At 42.8% G+C, this 17,308-nt stretch carries 9 protein-coding genes, 2 tRNA genes and 3 rRNA genes; 2 read left to right on the top strand and 12 right to left on the bottom strand.

What is annotated here, in order from left to right:
* Nucleotides 1-46: 46 nt before the first annotated feature.
* A complete protein-coding gene (locus U5O15_10630; GenBank protein MDZ7861094.1) occupies nt 47-1,312 on the bottom strand; it encodes a hypothetical protein in 1,266 nt (421 codons plus the stop codon).
* Between the two features lie 10 nt (nt 1,313-1,322).
* Between U5O15_10630 and U5O15_10625 the strand changes: the two genes are divergently transcribed.
* The gene (locus U5O15_10625) at nt 1,323-1,601 is read left to right on the top strand and encodes a hypothetical protein (GenBank protein ID MDZ7861093.1); all 279 of its coding nucleotides are present in this window, start codon (nt 1,323-1,325) and stop codon (nt 1,599-1,601) included.
* A gap of 120 nt (nt 1,602-1,721) precedes the next feature.
* Here the strand turns inward: U5O15_10625 and U5O15_10620 are convergent, their stop codons facing one another.
* The 7 genes from U5O15_10620 to U5O15_10590 form a co-directional block, all read right to left on the bottom strand.
* Nucleotides 1,722-2,825, bottom strand: coding sequence for a Wzz/FepE/Etk N-terminal domain-containing protein (locus U5O15_10620; protein ID MDZ7861092.1), 1,104 nt, complete (start codon nt 2,823-2,825; stop codon nt 1,722-1,724).
* Nucleotides 2,826-2,853: 28 nt separating this feature from the next.
* Entirely contained in the window at nt 2,854-5,196 is a 2,343-nt protein-coding gene (locus tag U5O15_10615; GenBank protein MDZ7861091.1) for an SLBB domain-containing protein, read from the bottom strand.
* A 377-nt stretch (nt 5,197-5,573) separates the two neighbouring features.
* Nucleotides 5,574-5,690, bottom strand: a 5S ribosomal RNA gene (gene rrf / locus U5O15_10610).
* A gap of 86 nt (nt 5,691-5,776) precedes the next feature.
* Nucleotides 5,777-8,796: ribosomal RNA gene (locus tag U5O15_10605) — 23S ribosomal RNA — on the bottom strand.
* A 121-nt stretch (nt 8,797-8,917) separates the two neighbouring features.
* Nucleotides 8,918-8,990 (bottom strand) — tRNA-Ala (locus U5O15_10600).
* 25 nt (nt 8,991-9,015) lie between these two features.
* Nucleotides 9,016-9,092: transfer RNA gene (locus U5O15_10595), tRNA-Ile, on the bottom strand.
* Between the two features lie 106 nt (nt 9,093-9,198).
* Nucleotides 9,199-10,754 (bottom strand): 16S ribosomal RNA (locus tag U5O15_10590).
* The 16S, 23S and 5S rRNA genes sit together here with 2 tRNA genes alongside, the layout of an rRNA operon.
* 347 nt (nt 10,755-11,101) lie before the next feature.
* Here U5O15_10590 and U5O15_10585 point away from each other — a divergent pair.
* A complete protein-coding gene (locus U5O15_10585) occupies nt 11,102-13,294 on the top strand; it encodes a PBP1A family penicillin-binding protein (GenBank protein ID MDZ7861090.1) in 2,193 nt (730 codons plus the stop codon).
* A 96-nt stretch (nt 13,295-13,390) separates the two neighbouring features.
* Here U5O15_10585 and deoC read toward each other — a convergent pair whose 3' ends face one another.
* The 4 genes from deoC to U5O15_10565 all read right to left on the bottom strand — a co-directional run bounded on the left by deoC (nt 13,391) and on the right by U5O15_10565 (nt 17,195).
* Nucleotides 13,391-14,062: a deoxyribose-phosphate aldolase gene (gene deoC / locus U5O15_10580; protein MDZ7861089.1), complete on the bottom strand. Its 672-nt coding sequence runs from the start codon at nt 14,060-14,062 to the stop codon at nt 13,391-13,393.
* Nucleotides 14,063-14,094: 32 nt separating this feature from the next.
* Complete coding sequence (gene alr / locus U5O15_10575; protein ID MDZ7861088.1) at nt 14,095-15,261, bottom strand: alanine racemase; 1,167 nt, start codon at nt 15,259-15,261, stop codon at nt 14,095-14,097.
* A 22-nt stretch (nt 15,262-15,283) separates the two neighbouring features.
* Nucleotides 15,284-16,225 (bottom strand): HD domain-containing protein, encoded by a 942-nt coding sequence (locus U5O15_10570; protein ID MDZ7861087.1) that lies wholly within the window; start codon nt 16,223-16,225, stop codon nt 15,284-15,286.
* Between the two features lie 190 nt (nt 16,226-16,415).
* Nucleotides 16,416-17,195 (bottom strand): hypothetical protein, encoded by a 780-nt coding sequence (locus tag U5O15_10565; GenBank protein ID MDZ7861086.1) that lies wholly within the window; start codon nt 17,193-17,195, stop codon nt 16,416-16,418.
* Nucleotides 17,196-17,308: the final 113 nt, after the last annotated feature.

The following is a 17,308-nucleotide window of genomic DNA, read 5'->3' as shown; positions in this document are numbered from 1 at the left end:
TAGGGTCTACTTTACACTATAAAAATAACATTTTTTTAAGTCTTTCTTATCCACTTTCAAACTCTTTATATTGTGTGTTCTCTTTATCTCCAATTTCAATAAGTACATTAACTAGAATTCCAAACAGGAATATATAAAGTGGGCGCCAAAACATATTTAAGGCGAATACAAAATAAAAACATGCAAATAGTGCAATTGTTTTTGATGAAACATCTTTTGAATTTATTAAGTTTATACCCTTTAATAACATATAAATAATAATAAATAAATAAAACAATATCAACATCATCCCCCCTTTTAATAAATAAAAATTAATGAAAGTATGAGGATGAAAATACTTTTGTTGTACCAGATCATTTATTGCATAGTCGGATAAACCAAGCTTAAAATCAGTCGGAAAATTTTTATATGTAAAATAGCCTCCGAATCCCTTACCAATAAATAATGGATAGATAAGATCACCTGCTTCTTTAGATATATTTTTAAATTCTAAAATCCTAACCGCAGGAGAATGGGAAATATGACCGGACCATAACTCTTTTGTAAAAAAATCGATTTTATAATTCAAGAAAAGATAAGCAGTTTCGTTATAATGATATAGTAAGACAGGCGGAATCAAAATTATTATTATCAAAAGAATTATTAATACATTTATTCTTTTAATTAATAATTTCCTCTGTTTCATACTACTGATTATTAGAAAAATAAAAATCATCAAGTCAAATGCAAATAATAAGAGATTACCTCTACTTATGCTGACCCCCCCCATGAATACTACCAATAAAAGCAATATTATTTGAAAATACTTTAGTTTTTTACTAAAAATATAAAATACAACAAAAAATAAAGGCCATATCAGATAAGGTTGTGCGGCAAAGCTCATACCTTGCATATGGTTAATACTATCATTTACCATAAAAAAGATTGTTTTAAATCCGGAAGTTAATCCTATAAAAATAATATCTCTCGCGAATGTATAGATTGGGTTTTTATTAACCCTTACAAAATAATTTCCGGCGATTAATGAACTAATTAAAATAACAAAGAATCTATGATCAGAGATAAACTGCTTAACACTAAAAACATCCCTGAAAAATATCGTATCTAATAATGTCGCTAGATACATTAAAATTACTACACCAAAGGATAAGCTTATTAGTTTTTTTGTATCTTTAAAAAGAATTAATCTCCCACTATTATGGATATATTTTATCAATGCAACTATTCCAAACCATAAAAATATCCATTGCGGGAGTGAAATCCCTAAAATTTGCGTAGTACTTATTGAAAAAAATGCTATTTGCTCTTCCATTCCAGCAGTTATGAATGAAAGAAGATTTCTCGGAAATGGGGAAGAGAGAAACATAGAACATAATGCCAGCGAAAGTGCTTTTGAAAAATCCTTTAAAGAAATAAACGCTATTATCAAAAATATTAAAATTGATAAAACAAATCCGATTTTTGAAAAGGCCCAATACTCAGTATATAGAAAAAAGAATACTGCCACAATTATAGAGATAACTACAAATCTCCGGGAAAATATATTTTCAATTGAAAGATTATTTAATTTATTTTCCATAGGAGTCTTAATATTAATCTAAATATTGAAAAATATTTTTAAGAGAATTCATATTTTGTGAAATGTCTATTCAATTTCTGTTTTCAAGTAAAATTCCAATTCCCACATATCTTCTATTTGTAATATACTGGTTTTAAGTTATTTAATTATTCTTTGCATACTTTATAAAAGCAGAAAATAAAACGAGGAAATTAGTAATCAGAAAACTAGCGATCATCGCCAAAATAACAATGTAGGCCCTCTTCGGCTTAATCTTCCATTCCGGCCTCGTAGCTCTGTCAATCACCTGAATAGTAGGCACATCTTTCATTTCCTGTATTTTTGCCTGTTCGTATTGAGGCCCGAGATATTCTAAAACTTTTGTAAAATAAACTGCATTTCTCTTTAGTCTCGAGTATTTCTTCTGAATGTCGGGCACATCATCTAAGTTTATAAAAGCCCCGGCCGAGCCGGAATTCTGAAATAATTCATCGTATTTATCCTTCAGGATCTTTAAATCAACTTCTGCATTGGCGATTGCCCGGCTGGAAGTTGTTCTTGTCTTCATTACACTAAGCTCAACTTCCTTCGCCATAATCTCTGCTTTCATATCAGCGGCTTTCTCTACCTGTGCAGTTAATTGACCTTCCATGGCAATAATGCTGTTATTCTCCATAAAATCGCTGATTCTGTTTTCAACAGCAGTCAAGCTGTCCCGCACTGTCCGCATTCTGTTTTCAATAAATATCCGGTTACTCTTTCCCTTACTTGTAGACATGGCGATATTTAAACTGTCAAGGCAATGAACAACATGATTTACCATGTCCGCCACTTGATCCTGATCTTTATCCAGCATTGAAATATTGATTTGAGACTCTTCGCCAAGATTGATATTCAAATTGGATTTTATTTTTTCATAGGTTTGAAATTTAAACTTTTTATTCCACTTGTTCTGTAAATCGAACTCTTCATCTAACGCCTTCAGCACCGACTTGCTCTTTAGTATCGTTAGCAGTCTCATCTGACTTTCATTGCCGCCCAGCATACCGCCAAGGCCACCTCCCAGCTTTTTCCCGGCGATGGCTCCTAAACCGCTCTCTTCTTCAGCAGGCGGCATAATAACGGCGGTAGCTCTATACCATTTCGGCAGGATTAAACTGATAATCAGCGCCAGAAGCGTAACAACAGTAACAGAAATTATGATAAACTTCTTATGCTTCCAGATTATATTCCAGTAATCAAGCAGGTTAATCTCTTTCTCTTCCACATCAGCCTTTCTTTCTGCATACGGTTATTTATTGAGATATCTGATATATTATATAGGTGCTCGTTACAATTGTGCCTACTACTGAAAAAATATTGTTTAAATCCTTCCAGAGAGTGCTCGGCTTCTTTAGTTCCTTTGGTATAATTATATAATCGCCGCTTTCAATAGGGACATCTCCTAAGTCTTCAGAATATACAAGACCGTTGTATTTGAGTATCGATATCTTCTCATCGTCGGCATTTTCATTCAGCCCGCCCGCTGATTTGATATAATATTTATAATCTTCTCCTTTTTTAACTTTATAAGTCCCATTTCTGGGTACCGCGCCCAGAACAAAGACCTCGTCTGTTTTCTCGGGGACATTTATTATATCAGCGTTCTTGAGGGTTACCTCCCGTTCATCATCTAGGACTTCTTCGAAATCGACGTTTATCCTCTGGAAATTTATATCGTTAAACTTCACAACGCCGTACTTCTTGGCGAATTCAACTACCGCACTTGTGGTATCCTGCTCCATTTCATATGCATTATTAATAATGCCTCTAATCTCTTCGTCTGAAAAATTCCTTCTCAGAGACGGGCGAAGAAGCATAATACCCTTTTCAAAAGCCCTGTCTGTAAAACCTCCCGCTCTTTCGATCAAGGTGAATATATTATCATTGTCGGTAATCAAAGAATATTTCCCCGGATATTTAACCTCTCCTTCTATTGTTACAGTCTCCTGTAATCTAAACTCAGGTTGTTCTCTAACATAGACCCTGTCAAACTCTTGCAGAGGAAATTGTTCGTTATTATCCTTTAAATCAACTCGGAAGACATTCCAAAGTGTGTCGCTCTTAGGAGTAATTTCCCTTAATCTGGATATTTCAACCCAGGTTGAATCAGCCGAATATTTAAAACCGCCACCGCCTGTAACAAGATCTTCCAGATTCATATCCTCTGTAAAGAGATACTCGCCCGGTTTTCTCACAGCCCCGCTGATTGAAACAGAGAGTGTATCCTTAAAATCCAAAACAGAATAAATAGTTACTTCATCTAGTTTCTGGAGTTCAAAATTAATGTTTTCCTTTACTATTTCCGCCAAATTTACATCATAAATTTCTTTGGTACTATCCGGATAGGTCCTTAAGATATCACATCTTTTTCTGTACGCATCGTCAAAAATACCCCCCGCTTTGGTTATTAATTCATTTAAGCTCATCGCGGACTTAATAGAATATGTGCCCGGCTTGAATACAGCGCCCCTTATTTTAACATAATTATTGATCAGACCGGAGACTTGAAATACTGTAACAACATCCGAGTTCTGCAAGATAAAATTCGTATTTTTCTTTTTTAGAGCTTCATAGTCGACATTTAAGATTTCTCTCTCGGGCATACCCGTTATTCGCTCTTGGGCCTTGATAATCCTGTCGATCTGGATTCTGCCGGGGTCGGCATCCGCCGTGAACCCCCCTGAGAATTCAATCAGCTCTTTTAAACCCTCGTTATCTTTTAATTCATATACGGCGTTTCTTTTTACATTCCCGAGAATCGCCACTTTCTTTTCAGCCATCGGGATGTAGATCACATCGTTCGGCGATAAAATTCTGTTTTCCCAGTCTCCTGATAACAGAAAGGGATATATGTCTATGCTGATTACTTTCTTGTTTCTTACAAGATGAATGTTCCTCATCGAGCCCTTGTCGCTAATCCCGCCCGCGTATGAGATCGCCTGGATAATATTCGAAACAGGCGGAAGATTAAACTGTCCCGGGTTATTTGCTTCTCCGTTAACTGAAAGATATATCAGTTTTGGATTTGAAAGTGAGAGGTAAACGTTAGAATCTGAGTAGGTTTTACTGATTTTATTCTTGAGCAATTTTTTTGAGTCAGAAAGAGTCCTGCCTCTGAGATTAACGGCGCCTATTTGCGGGATAAATACATTCCCTTCATAGTTTATCTTAAGCGTGAAAGACTCTTCCCTTTTCCCCCAGATATTAAGGGTTATCTTATCGCCGGGACCGAGAATATAATCTTCGGGGACAGAAAAAGAACCGGCGTTTGAAAAACTGCCGGAACCCTTCCTGAAAACAGCATTCCCGAAGACAGGCAGACTGGAAAAAACCTCACCGATATCTGTATAATAGCCGTATTTTTCAAAATCTGTCTCCGGAGGTACCTGATCCAGCGAATCGTTCTTGACCTTTTTAGGTTGATCTTTACCCTTTTGTTCTTCTATTAACTTCTGCCTTTTATCTTTCGGCAGGTTATCTAATTTCTGTTTAACACTGTCAGGAAAATTTTCCGGATTAACCGGCTCCTGAGCGCTTAAGCTAACGCCCGCAAAGAGAAATAATATAATTGATATGAAAGAAAATGCCTTCTTCATTGATACTCCTTACGACTTATCAGAATTTGTATGATTAAAATCACTTTTTTGTTACCGTAAAATCATATCATTATTGTTCAAGAAGCTATCATACATTTTAAATGTCAGTCAATACAATAATCCTTTTGGAATTTCTTCGATTTTTATCAATTCCACATAAAATTAAGAAGTATGCATAATTTGTCATATATATGGTTGACAATGTTACAATGCCCGACCTGTACAGAATCTCTCCATCCCGCGTAATCAAATAACCGCGGCATATTCCTAATAATTCTCTAAGAGATTTTAACACTCTTTCAGATAAATAAATTTTTATCTTTAATTAAATATAGATATAAAAAAGGCCGCTCAAATAAATGAGCAGCCTTTAATTAAACCGGCAGCGACCTACTCTCCCATAGGGTTGCCCCTACAGTACCATCAGCGCTGAAGGGCTTAACTTCCGTGTTCGAGATGGGAACGGGTGTTTCCCCTTCGCTATCGCCACCGAATAAACAGTGTCCGGTTCTAAAAAAACCGTACTTAATAAATTAAACAGAAACAGGGAAAGCTAATCAGCATCTTCGCTCAATTAATAATGGTTAAGCCTTACGGTCTATTAGTACCAGTCGGCTGAACATGTTACCATGCTTACACCTCTGGCCTATCAACCTCGTAATCTCCGAGGGACCTTCAAGTAACTTGTGTTACGGGAAGTTTTATCTTGGGAGGGGCTTCCCGCTTAGATGCTTTCAGCGGTTATCCCTTCCGAACATAGCTACCCAGCAATGCCTCTGGCGAGACAACTGGTACACTAGAGGTTCGTCCACCCCGGTCCTCTCGTACTAAGGGCAGCTCCCCTCAAATTTCCTACGCCCGCGACGGATAGGGACCGAACTGTCTCACGACGTTCTGAACCCAGCTCACGTACCGCTTTAATCGGCGAACAGCCGAACCCTTGGGACCTGCTCCAGCCCCAGGATGCGATGAGCCGACATCGAGGTGCCAAACCTCCCCGTCGATGTGGACTCTTGGGGGAGATAAGCCTGTTATCCCCGGAGTACCTTTTATCCGTTGAGCGACGGCCCTTCCACTCGGGACCGCCGGATCACTAAGCCCTGCTTTCGCACCTGCTCGACTTGTCTCTCTCGCAGTCAAGCTCCCTTATGCCTTTACACTCTACGCACGATCACCAACCGCGCTGAGGGAACCTTTGGGCGCCTCCGTTACCTTTTAGGAGGCGACCGCCCCAGTCAAACTGCCCACCTGACACTGTCCTCTACCCGGATTCACGGGTCGAGGTTAGAATTCCGACATACCAAGGGTGGTATTCCAAGGATGGCTCCACCGAAACTGGCGTCCCGACTTCTAAGCCTCCCACCTATCCTGTACATGGTCTACCAAAACCCAATGCCAAGCTGCAGTAAAGGTGCACGGGGTCTTTCCGTCCAGTCGCGGGTAACCGGCATCTTCACCGATACTGCAATTTCACCGAGTCCCTCGTTGAGACAGCGCCCAAATCGTTACGCCATTCGTGCAGGTCGGAACTTACCCGACAAGGAATTTCGCTACCTTAGGACCGTTATAGTTACGGCCGCCGTTTACTGGGGCTTCGGTTCAGAGCTTCGCTCCTGAAGCGCTAACACTTCCCCTTAACCTTCCAGCACCGGGCAGGCGTCAGTCCCTATACATCGTCTTACGACTTAGCAGAGACCTGTGTTTTTGGTAAACAGTCGCCTGGGCCTATTCTCTGCGACCTCTCCGGCTCACTCAGCAAGTGGATTTGCCGATTAGAGGCACCCCTTCTCCCGAAGTTACGGGGTCAATTTGCCGAGTTCCTTAACGAGAGTTCTCTCGAGCGCCTTAGGATTCTCTCCTCGCCTACCTGTGTCGGTTTACGGTACGGTCATCCATCGATCTCGCTTAGAGGCTTTTCTTGGCAGTATGGTATCGGGCCAGTTCGCTACCGATATGCGCTCCCCATCACGCCTCAGAGTTAAGGTACCGCGGATTTGCCTACGACTACCTCCTACACGCTTGGACCGGCATTTCCATCAGCCGGCTGGCCTTTCACTTCTGCGTCACCCCATCGCTCAAACGCCTCACAGATGGTACAGGAATCTTTCGCCTGTTGTCCATCGCCTACGCCTTTCGACCTCAGCTTAGGGGCCGACTTACCCTGAGCGGATTAGCCTTCCTCAGGAAACCTTGGGCTTTCGGTGAACAGGTTTCTCACCTGTTTTATCGCTACTCATTCCGGCATAATCACTTCCATATCGCTCCACCGTACCTCGCGATACAGCTTCAACCTGCATGGCAACGCTCCCCTACCGACTACCCGAATGTGCAGATCCGTAGCTTCGGTGACGAGCTTGAGCCCCGTTACATTTTCGGCGCACAACCACTCGACCAGTGAGCTGTTACGCACTCTTTAAATGAATGGCTGCTTCTAAGCCAACATCCTGGTTGTCTGGGCAAAATCACTTCCTTTATCACTTAGTCTGTATTTAGGGACCTTAACTGATGGTCTGGGTTGTTTCCCTCTCGGCTATGGAGCTTATCCCCCACAGCCTGACTCCTGTACTGAAAGTAGTGGCATTTGGAGTTTGAGTGGGTTCGGTAACCTTGTAGGCTCCCTAGTCCAACCAGTGCTCTACCTCCACTATTCATCATACAAGGCTAGTCCTAAAACTATTTCGGGGAGAACCAGCTATCTCCAGGTTTGTTTGGCCTTTCACCCCTACCCACAGCTCATCCGGGAAGTTTTCATCCTTCTACGGTTCGGACCTTCACGCAATTTTACTCGCGCTTCACCCTGGCCATGGGTAGCTCACCCGGTTTCGGGTCTACTATACGCAACTTATCGCCCTATTAAGACTCGCTTTCGCTTCGGCTTCGTGACCTTTTCCCCTTAACCTCGCAACGCACAGTAACTCGCCGGATCATTATGCAAAAGGCACGCAGTCAGTCAATCCGCAAGGCATCGACCTCCTACTGCTTGTAAGTAAATGGTTTCAGGTACTATTTCACTCCCCTTCAGGGGTTCTTTTCACCTTTCCCTCACGGTACTAGTTCACTATCGGTCGCTGATGAGTATTTAGCCTTATGAAGTGGTCTTCACAAATTCCCACAAGATTTCTCGTGTCCCGCGGTACTTGGGAATACAATCTAACAGGCTCGTTTCTTTTCGCTTACTGGATTATCACCATCTATGATTCACCTTTCCAGGTGATTCAGCTAAGAAACAAGTTTGTAACCTGTTTAACCTCTCTGCATTCGGTTACGATTGAATCCCGCAACACCGATCGCGCAAAGCATGCAGGCTTTAACACACAATTCGGTTTAGGCTGTTTCCCTTTCGCTCGCCGCTACTAAGGAAATCGATTTTCTTTCTTTTCCTGAAGTTACTGAGATGTTTCAGTTCACTTCGTTCGCTTCTCCAAGCCTATGTGTTCAGCCAAGAGATGATCGGGTTTACCGTACCGGGTTGCCCCATTCGGAAATCTCCGGATCAACGCTTATTTGCAGCTCCCCGAAGCTTATCGCAGCTTGCCACGTCCTTCATCGCCTATCAGCACCAAGGCATCCACCATGTGCCCTTTAACTTGTAGCTTAATCCGGACACATCACTCGAAATTTCATTGCAACATTACCAACATTACAAAGATCCACGTTTACCGCTTTACCCTGTTTCTGTTTTCAAAGATCAATCTGGTATTTACCAGAATTCTATCACCAGTGGAGAAGACCGGGATCGAACCGGCGACCTTCGCCGTGCAAGGGCGACGCTCTCCCAGCTGAGCTACTTCCCCAGCAGCCTTATTCCAAATATCCTTATGGTGGGCCTAGCTAGAGTTGAACTAGCGACCTCACGCTTATCAGGCGTGCGCTCTAACCAACTGAGCTATAGGCCCTTAATAAAAGGAAATAGCGTGCTCAAAACTTCCGTAATATGGTTCGACCTGTGATCTTTGCCTCAATCACGAAAGTGATATCGGCAAAGTCCTTGATTTCCTTAAGAAAGGAGGTGATCCAGCCGCACCTTCCGATACGGCTACCTTGTTACGACTTAGCGCCAGTCACCAGTTTTACCTTAGGCGGTTCCTTCCGAAGTTAGGTCACCGACTTCGGGTACCCCCGGCTTCTATCGCTTGACGGGCGGTGTGTACAAGGCCCGGGAACGTATTCACCGCGGCCTGCTGATCCGCGATTACTAGCGATTCCACCTTCATGCAGTCGAGTTGCAGACTGCAATCCGTACTGAGACAGGTTTTCTGGGATTCGCTCCACCTCTCGGTATTGCTACCCTCTGTACCTGCCATTGTAGCACGTGTGTAGCCCGGGACGTAAGGGCCATGAGGACTTGACGTCATCCCCACCTTCCTCCGGTTTATCACCGGCAGTCTCCTTAGAGTTCCCAGCATTACCTGTTGGCAACTAAGGACAAGGGTTGCGCTCGTTGTGGGACTTAACCCAACATCTCACGACACGAGCTGACGACAGCCATGCAGCACCTGTGTAATTGCTCCCGAAGGAGAAAGTATCTTTCGATACCGGTCATTTACATGTCAAGCCCCGGTAAGGTTCTTCGCGTATCATCGAATTAAACCACATGCTCCACCGCTTGTGCGGGCCCCCGTCAATTCCTTTGAGTTTCAACCTTGCGATCGTACTCCCCAGGCGGGGCACTTAATGCATTAACTCCGGCACGGAAGGGGTCGATACCTCCCACACCTAGTGCCCATCGTTTATAGCTAGGACTACCGGGGTATCTAATCCCGTTTGCTACCCTAGCTTTCGTTCATCAGCGTCAGATACAGGCTAGAAAGCCGCTTTCACCACCGGTGTTCTTCTTGATATCCACGCATTTCACCGCTACACCAAGAATTCCGCTTTCCTCTCCTATCCTCAAGTCAAGTAGTTTCAAAGGCAATTTAGCGGTTAAGCCGCTAGATTTCACCTCTGACTTTCAAGACCGCCTACGCACCCTTTACGCCCAGTAAATCCGAATAACGCTCGCTCCCTCCGTATTACCGCGGCTGCTGGCACGGAGTTAGCCGGAGCTTCCTCTTACGGTACTGTCAGATCAAAAGGTAATTAACCAATCAATTTTTCATCCCGTATGACAGGGCTTTACATCTCGAAAGACTTCATCACCCACGCGGCGTCGCTCGGTCAGGGTTTCCCCCATTGCCGAAGCTTCTCGACTGCTGCCTCCCGTAGGAGTCTGGGCCGTGTCTCAGTCCCAGTGTGGCCGGACACCCTCTCAGGCCGGCTACCAATCGTCGCCTTGGTAGGCCGTTACTCTACCAACTAGCTAATTGGACGCGGGACCATCCTTGAGTGACAGCTTATAAATAGAGGCTGTCTTTGATTACAGAACATGCGTCCTGTAATATTATGCGGTATTAGCATCTCGTTAGAAATGTTATTCCACGCTCAAAGGGCAGGTTCCCCACGCGTTACTCACCCATTCGCCACTTTACTCACGATTAAAAACCGTTTTCACGTTCGACTTGCATGCCTAATCCACGCCGCCAGCGTTCATTCTGAGCCAGGATCGAACTCTCCGTTGTAAAAAAATCTAAAGAACACCGCCAAAGCGATGCTCCTGTTTTCATTGACTCACTCTTCAATCCAAATGGATCTTAGAGCCCACATTTAGGTCGTTTATTGCACGCTATTCCTTTGTCAAAGAGCATATTCCATATTTATGGAAAATCTATTCTAAACCAAAATATATCGAAGAAATCAGCTTTTGTCAACCTCTAATAAATATATTTTACACAACTTCTTGAGGCAAATTACAAAAACTGATCTCGCACTCGAGACTATATAATTCATAATCATATGTATGTCAAATGATTTAAATAATAATCTTCTTTTTTTTAGTTTTTAATGATTAAATTTTAAATTCAAAAAAATGTTCTGTTTTATTTATAATGAAAAGATATTACTATTAACCTATACTTTCGAGTGTGAAATATTCGAACAATATTATAACGAGGACGGTTTTGCTGTGGGAAAAAATAACAAGAGTAACTTCCGGCACATAATATTTAAGATAATTATAATAGGCGGCATAGCAGTTATAGGATTTTCCGCGGCCGCGCTGAAATGGTTTTCGAGAGACCTGCCGTCTATGGCACGCCTTGAAATGATTGAACCGGCCGTTAAAACAAAGATTCTTGCCGCCGATTCCACGGTTCTCAAGGAGTTTTATACACAGGACCGAATACTTACTTCAATAGAAGATATACCGGAAAAGGTAAAAAAAACATTCATAGCCGTTGAAGATCACAGATTCTACAATCACTTTGGAATCGACTTTATTCGTATTATGTCCGCGGCCTGGGAAGACGTAAAAAGCAGAAGCTTAAGCCAAGGCGCCAGCACAATCACGCAGCAGCTCGCGAGGGATTTATTTCTGACGAAAGAGCGCACGTTTCCCAGAAAAATCAAAGAAATACTGCTTGCTCTCAGGATTGAACGCACATACACCAAAAATGAAATTCTTCAGATGTACTTAAACCAGATCTATTTCGGAGGCGGGAGTTACGGCGTAGAAGCCGCTTCCAGGGAGTTCTTCGGTAAACCCCTAGATGAGCTTAATCTCAACCAGATCGCTCTCCTGGCGGGCCTTCAGAAGAACCCGGCCGGATATAATCCTTTTAGACACCCGGGCAGAGCAGTCAGGAGAAGAAATACCGTTCTGAATCTGATGGCGGCTAATGAAATAATCACTAAAGAACAACACAATTCCCTGAAAAACCTTCCCCTCGATATCGACAACAAGAAGGAATCTGACTCTGAGCTTGCCTCATATTTTACAAGGTATATAAAATCAAAACTCTCGACAAAATATGGAGACCGGGCAGTGTACCGTGAAGGTTTTACGGTCTATACTACACTGAATACTAAGCTCCAGAGAGCCGCCGAAGACAGCCTTGAATCCTTCTTGAGGGATATGGAAGAGGAAGCGGGCTACGAAATTACCCGCGAGGTATATCTGGATTCTCTGGCCGCCGGCTCGGAAATCGAACCTACTTATATTCAATCAGCCGCGCTAGCTATGAATCCTAATAACGGACATATCCTTGTTATGGTCGGCGGAAGAAGCTTTCAGGAAAGTAAGTGGAACAGAGTTACCCAGGCAAAAAAACAACCGGGATCAGCTTTTAAAATATTCACCTATATTACGGCGCTCCAAAACGGTTATAGACCTTCCGATATGCTTCTCGATTCTCCTCTTGTAATAGAAATGCCCAACGGGGAAGTCTGGAAACCTAGAAATTTCTCGGAGAAATTCCACGGCGCCGTATCACTCAGGTATGCCCTTGACCATTCGATAAATGTCCCAACCATAAAACTCTTAAAAAAAATTGGCGCGCCCTCTGTAGTAAATACCGCGAAGAGTATGGGAATAAACAGCCCGATTCATCCATACTATTCGCTGGCACTTGGAACAGAGGATGTCTCACTCATGGAACTAACAACCGCCTACGGCGTTCTTGCCGCTGAAGGAATTCATTCAGAACCTCTGGCTATTCTGAAGATAGAAGACCGGGACGGCAATGTACTCGAAGAAAATTACCCGAGCCGAAGAGAAGTTCTTTCTCCTGAAATCGCCTATATCGCTACAGATATGCTTAAGTCCGTAATAAATGAAGGGACGGGCAAAAATGTCAGACGATCGGGACTCGGCATCCCGTGCGCGGGGAAAACCGGCACTACGGACGACTGCGGAAACGGGTGGTTTCTGGGATATACTCCCGAGATTGTTGTGGGAGTCTGGACAGGATTCGATAAAAAGAAATTCATGGGAAGGAGAAGAACAGGAGCAAGAGTAGCGCTTCCAATATGGGTCGATATAATGAAAGCCGCGTATCCGCTTAACAGAGGGCCCGAATTCAAACAGCCCCCCGGCATTACTGAAACAATAATATGTGAAGATACGGGGCTGCTGGCAACTCCCTATTGTAAAAATGTGCGGCGTGAACTGTTTCTAAAGGGGACTGAGCCAAAGCGAAAGTGTGACCTTCACAGCATAAGTAAATACAATTTAAACAGCGATAAAGAATTCCCGGAGATGGATAAGGCTTTTCAAGAAAATTGACACCTGCCAAATCTGACTGCCTATAATCGTTATGGAATTAAATCCGGCCGGAAAAGCAAAGGGAAAAGGGGTTTCCTTGCTAATACGCGGGCGATTCTAAAAATCTCCGGCTCTGAATTCCTCTATAATCTTTACACCGGCGCTCGCGCCTATTCTAGTAGCCCCCGCTTCTATAAGTTCCAAAGCTTTTCCGGCCGTTCTGATTCCAGCGGAGGCCTTGACACCAAAGCCATCTCCGACAGTTTCACGCATTATCTTAACGTCATGAACGTTTGCCCCGGGCGGTCCAAACCCCGTCGAAGTTTTCACAAAAGAAGCTCCCCCGTCTACCGCAATCAGGCAGGCTTGGCGTTTTTCCTCTTCAGAGAGAAGCGCCGCTTCTATTATTACCTTAACAACAGCTTCGCCGGCGCAGGCTTTAACTACTTTTTTAATATCATCACGCGCGTACTTTTCCCTACCGGATTTAAGGGCGCCAATATTCAACACCATGTCTATTTCATCCGCTCCGTCAGAGACAGCTCTTTCCGCTTCAAAAGCCTTTACAAGAGAATTAACAGCGCCGAGGGGAAACCCTGAAATAGAACAAACCTTAATACCGGTTCCTTTAACCTGTGATTTAACTAGAGGAACGTAATGTGTATTCACACAGACAGACCAAAAATTATATTTCTTTGCTTCATCACACAATCTTATAATATCATTTTCATTCGCCTCAGGCTTTAATAGTGTGTGATCTATCAATCTGTGCAATTTTATATTTTCCATATTATTCCCTTTTCAATTTACTTGATAAATAATCAGATATTCTTATGAAGCCCCTGAAGATTCTTCAATGTGTCGATTTTACCACTTTTAATATAGACCCGGACTACCCTTTTGTTGATTCGACACATCACTTCGTAATTTAAAGTGCCATCCCACTGGGCTGTTTCGTCAACGGTAATTTCTTCATCTCCCTGCCTTCCAAAAATTACAACCTCCTCACCAACCCGCGGATCTTCAAAACCGTATAGATCAACCATAGTCATATCCATCGTAACTCTTCCCACGATCGGGACCCTTCTTCCTCGAAAAAGAACTTCCCCTTTGTTTGAAAGTCTGTGACTCATGCCATGACCGTAACCCGCCGCAATGGTTCCAATGATGGTGGGCTTTTGGGTAATATAAGTTCTGCCATAGCTTATACTCTCCCCCGAGAGAACTTTTCTCGCGAGCAGAAGTTTAGTTTTGAAATTCATTACGGGGCGAATATCAATTTTGTCCCTTAAATCAACAGAGGGTGTATGCCCGTAAGCCAAAAGGCCCGGTCTGACCATATTGAAATGAGATTCGGGGAAATTAATTATGGCCGCGCTGTTGGCGCTGTGAATATATTTAAACGTAACTTCTTTACTTTTTAAATGCTCCACAATTTCAGAGAATAAATTTATCTGATCCCTTGTATACTCAACATCACTGTCAGCTGCAGGGAAATGGGTAAATAACCCGTCCATTACAAGGCCTTCGAGTTTACTGATCTTCAACACATAGTCAGATACTTTTGCCACAGACAACCCCGCTCTTCCCATACCTGTATCAACTTCAATATGAACACTGCACTTTTTGCAGGTACTGATTGCCATTTTGGAGGCGGCTCTCGCAAACTCATAAGTTGACAATGAAGCGGAAAGATCATATTCAATCAACCTTCCTATCTGATCTTTGAGAATAGGACTTATAATCAGAATTGGCAGCTTAATTCCAGCTTCACGAAGCTGCACACCCTCACCAATAGTAGCTACTCCAAGCATATTTACTCCACACCCGGAGGCAAACTTAGAAATCCGGACAGCTCCGTGGCCGTACGCGTCAGCCTTGACGACCAGCATAATATTTACACTGCCGGGAAGAATATCACGGATTCTCTCAAGGTTCCATTTGAACGCGTCAAGATCGATTTCTACCCACGTGGGAAAACTCAGCATCACTTCTCCAGTTATCTACATATCAATCTGTTTCTTCTTTGTCGTAATAAAAAAACCTGTCCAGCAGTCTTACATACTCAGTCCAATTGCCGTCCTCTTTATTATGATCTTCAAAGATATTCAGGGTTCCCCGCACCTGCGCGTCCATATTATCAATATAGCTCAACAGCAATGCCTCAACAGTCATCGGTCTGACGGGTGAACCATGTTCCAATTTCCCATGATGACTGAGTATCATATGCTTGATTTTCATCTCAAGGTCATCGGGAAAACCCTCAATACCCCGTATATATTCATTCAGAAACTCAACCCCAAGTGTTATATGACCAAGAAGCCTGCCCCTGTCTGAATATTCAATATGGTTTGTAACTTTGAGTTCCTGCAGTTTCCCGAGATCATGAAGAATCACACCCGCAATCAGCAAATCATCATCAACTTGCGGATATATGCCGGCCGCCTTAATGGCCATCTGTAACATATCGTATATGTGCTCAACTAAACCGCCGATATAAGCATGATGCCACCCTTTAGCCGCGGGCGCGCTTATAAGCCTTTCTCTGAAACTGCCGTTGTCAAAAATCTTCTCAAGGAGGAGTTTTAAATATTTATTATCAACATTAGAAATAATCCGCTGAATTTCTGAATAAATTTCATCAACCGGTTTCGACGAAGAGGGCAAGAACATAGCCGGGTCGTATTCAGCGCTCTCCAGTTTCTCGATATCATAAACCTTGATCTGGATACTCCCCTTGTAATCCTGTATCGTTCCGCTGACCCGTACAACATCCCCGGCCCTGATAGCGTCACTTCCACTGGGAGGATCCCACATAACTCCCTTCAGCACTCCATCTTTATCAGTGAACTGAAAGAGAAAAAACTCACCTCCGGAAAAGGTTCTGACAACTTTCTTAGATACAGCCATTATTTTTTCTACATCATCGCCAACATTTAATATCAAACCCATTCTTCCTCCACTTAAAAAAACCGGGGTAACCCCTTACACTAAACTACTCCACGAAAAACCTAACAGTCAAGTAATATCAAACTTTTAAGCGCCAATACAACCCGCCATACTCAAACAATCATAAAAAAAGTGCGGCTTAAGAAACCGCACTTGATAAAAAACTAAAATACAAAATCAATCCTGTCGTATATTAGATGGTAGATATGAACTTACCAGCGTATTCTATATACTCAACGGTAACTTTGCCTCCAATATGATTGATTCTTCTGTAATTTCGGGTTGCAGCCGTCGGCCTGCTGCCGAAACTGACTCCACCCTTAAAATAATGATTTTCATTCATCAGAGCCCTGAGAATAAAGGCCGTATCCTCATTCGGTGAATCAACAATAAAACTTACATTCTTCAGGTTCAGCAGAAAAGCCATCTCAGGTTCACCGTCGTAGCTGACTTCCTCATAAGTTACAGGGGCTTTGTCTATCTTGAATTTTGTGTCTATTATTTCCTTTGTTGTACGAGTATTATAGGTTAAACCATCGAGTGTTATCTCTTCATAAGGGGAATCATCAAAACCCTTGACTATATTAGGAAGAGGGTTGCCCGCCGGGGCGTCAACAAAAGAAGTGTCCTGTCCAACGACAATAAAATCCACTTTGTAATGAACTACGGGGTTAAATCTCTTGGTAACACCGACGCTGTAATTCTTGCCCTTTAAAGCTTCTATCTCACTGCCGAGTTTATCGCCAGTGAAAAAATCAAGCAGATTCCCTTCACGTACGAGAGCCGCGTCATCCTTAGACGCTATGAAATGGGGAGTATCAAAACTGAACTTATAGCCCGGACTCTTGATTCCGGCGAAATTCGCTTCCCTTAAACTTACCTGAGTATAAGTTTCCTCAAGCTCTCCTCCGCAACCGGCAAAAATACTGACAGTTAAAACAATAATCATGGAAAAGGAAAAAAACTTAGACATCGACCTCTCCTTTGTAAAAATCGAATAACTCGTTTCTCTATCTACTTATAATTTTATACCATACACTAACAGTTTTCTCCAATGGAAATTAATATGCTTTAACAACAATGTCA

Source organism: Candidatus Krumholzibacteriota bacterium (assembly GCA_034520215.1).
GTDB lineage: Bacteria > Krumholzibacteriota > Krumholzibacteriia > Krumholzibacteriales > WJIX01 > JAGHBT01.
The sequence above is the reverse complement of the archived record's forward strand: the minus strand, read 5'-3'. Positions and strand labels throughout refer to the sequence as shown.

Bases quoted from the DNA above. Each gene is read 5' to 3' on its own strand.
- U5O15_10585 (MDZ7861090.1), top strand. From the start codon at position 11,102: ATGTTCTGTTTTATTTATAATGAAAAGATATTACTATTAACCTATACT.
- deoC (MDZ7861089.1), bottom strand. From the start codon at position 14,062: ATGGAAAATATAAAATTGCACAGATTGATAGATCACACACTATTAAAG.
- alr (MDZ7861088.1), bottom strand. From the start codon at position 15,261: ATGCTGAGTTTTCCCACGTGGGTAGAAATCGATCTTGACGCGTTCAAA.
- U5O15_10630 (MDZ7861094.1), bottom strand. From the start codon at position 1,312: ATGGAAGAGCAAATAGCATTTTTTTCAATAAGTACTACGCAAATTTTA.
- U5O15_10625 (MDZ7861093.1), top strand. From the start codon at position 1,323: ATGAATGAAAGAAGATTTCTCGGAAATGGGGAAGAGAGAAACATAGAA.
- U5O15_10615 (MDZ7861091.1), bottom strand. From the start codon at position 5,196: ATGAAGAAGGCATTTTCTTTCATATCAATTATATTATTTCTCTTTGCG.
- U5O15_10570 (MDZ7861087.1), bottom strand. From the start codon at position 16,225: ATGGGTTTGATATTAAATGTTGGCGATGATGTAGAAAAAATAATGGCT.
- U5O15_10565 (MDZ7861086.1), bottom strand. From the start codon at position 17,195: ATGTCTAAGTTTTTTTCCTTTTCCATGATTATTGTTTTAACTGTCAGT.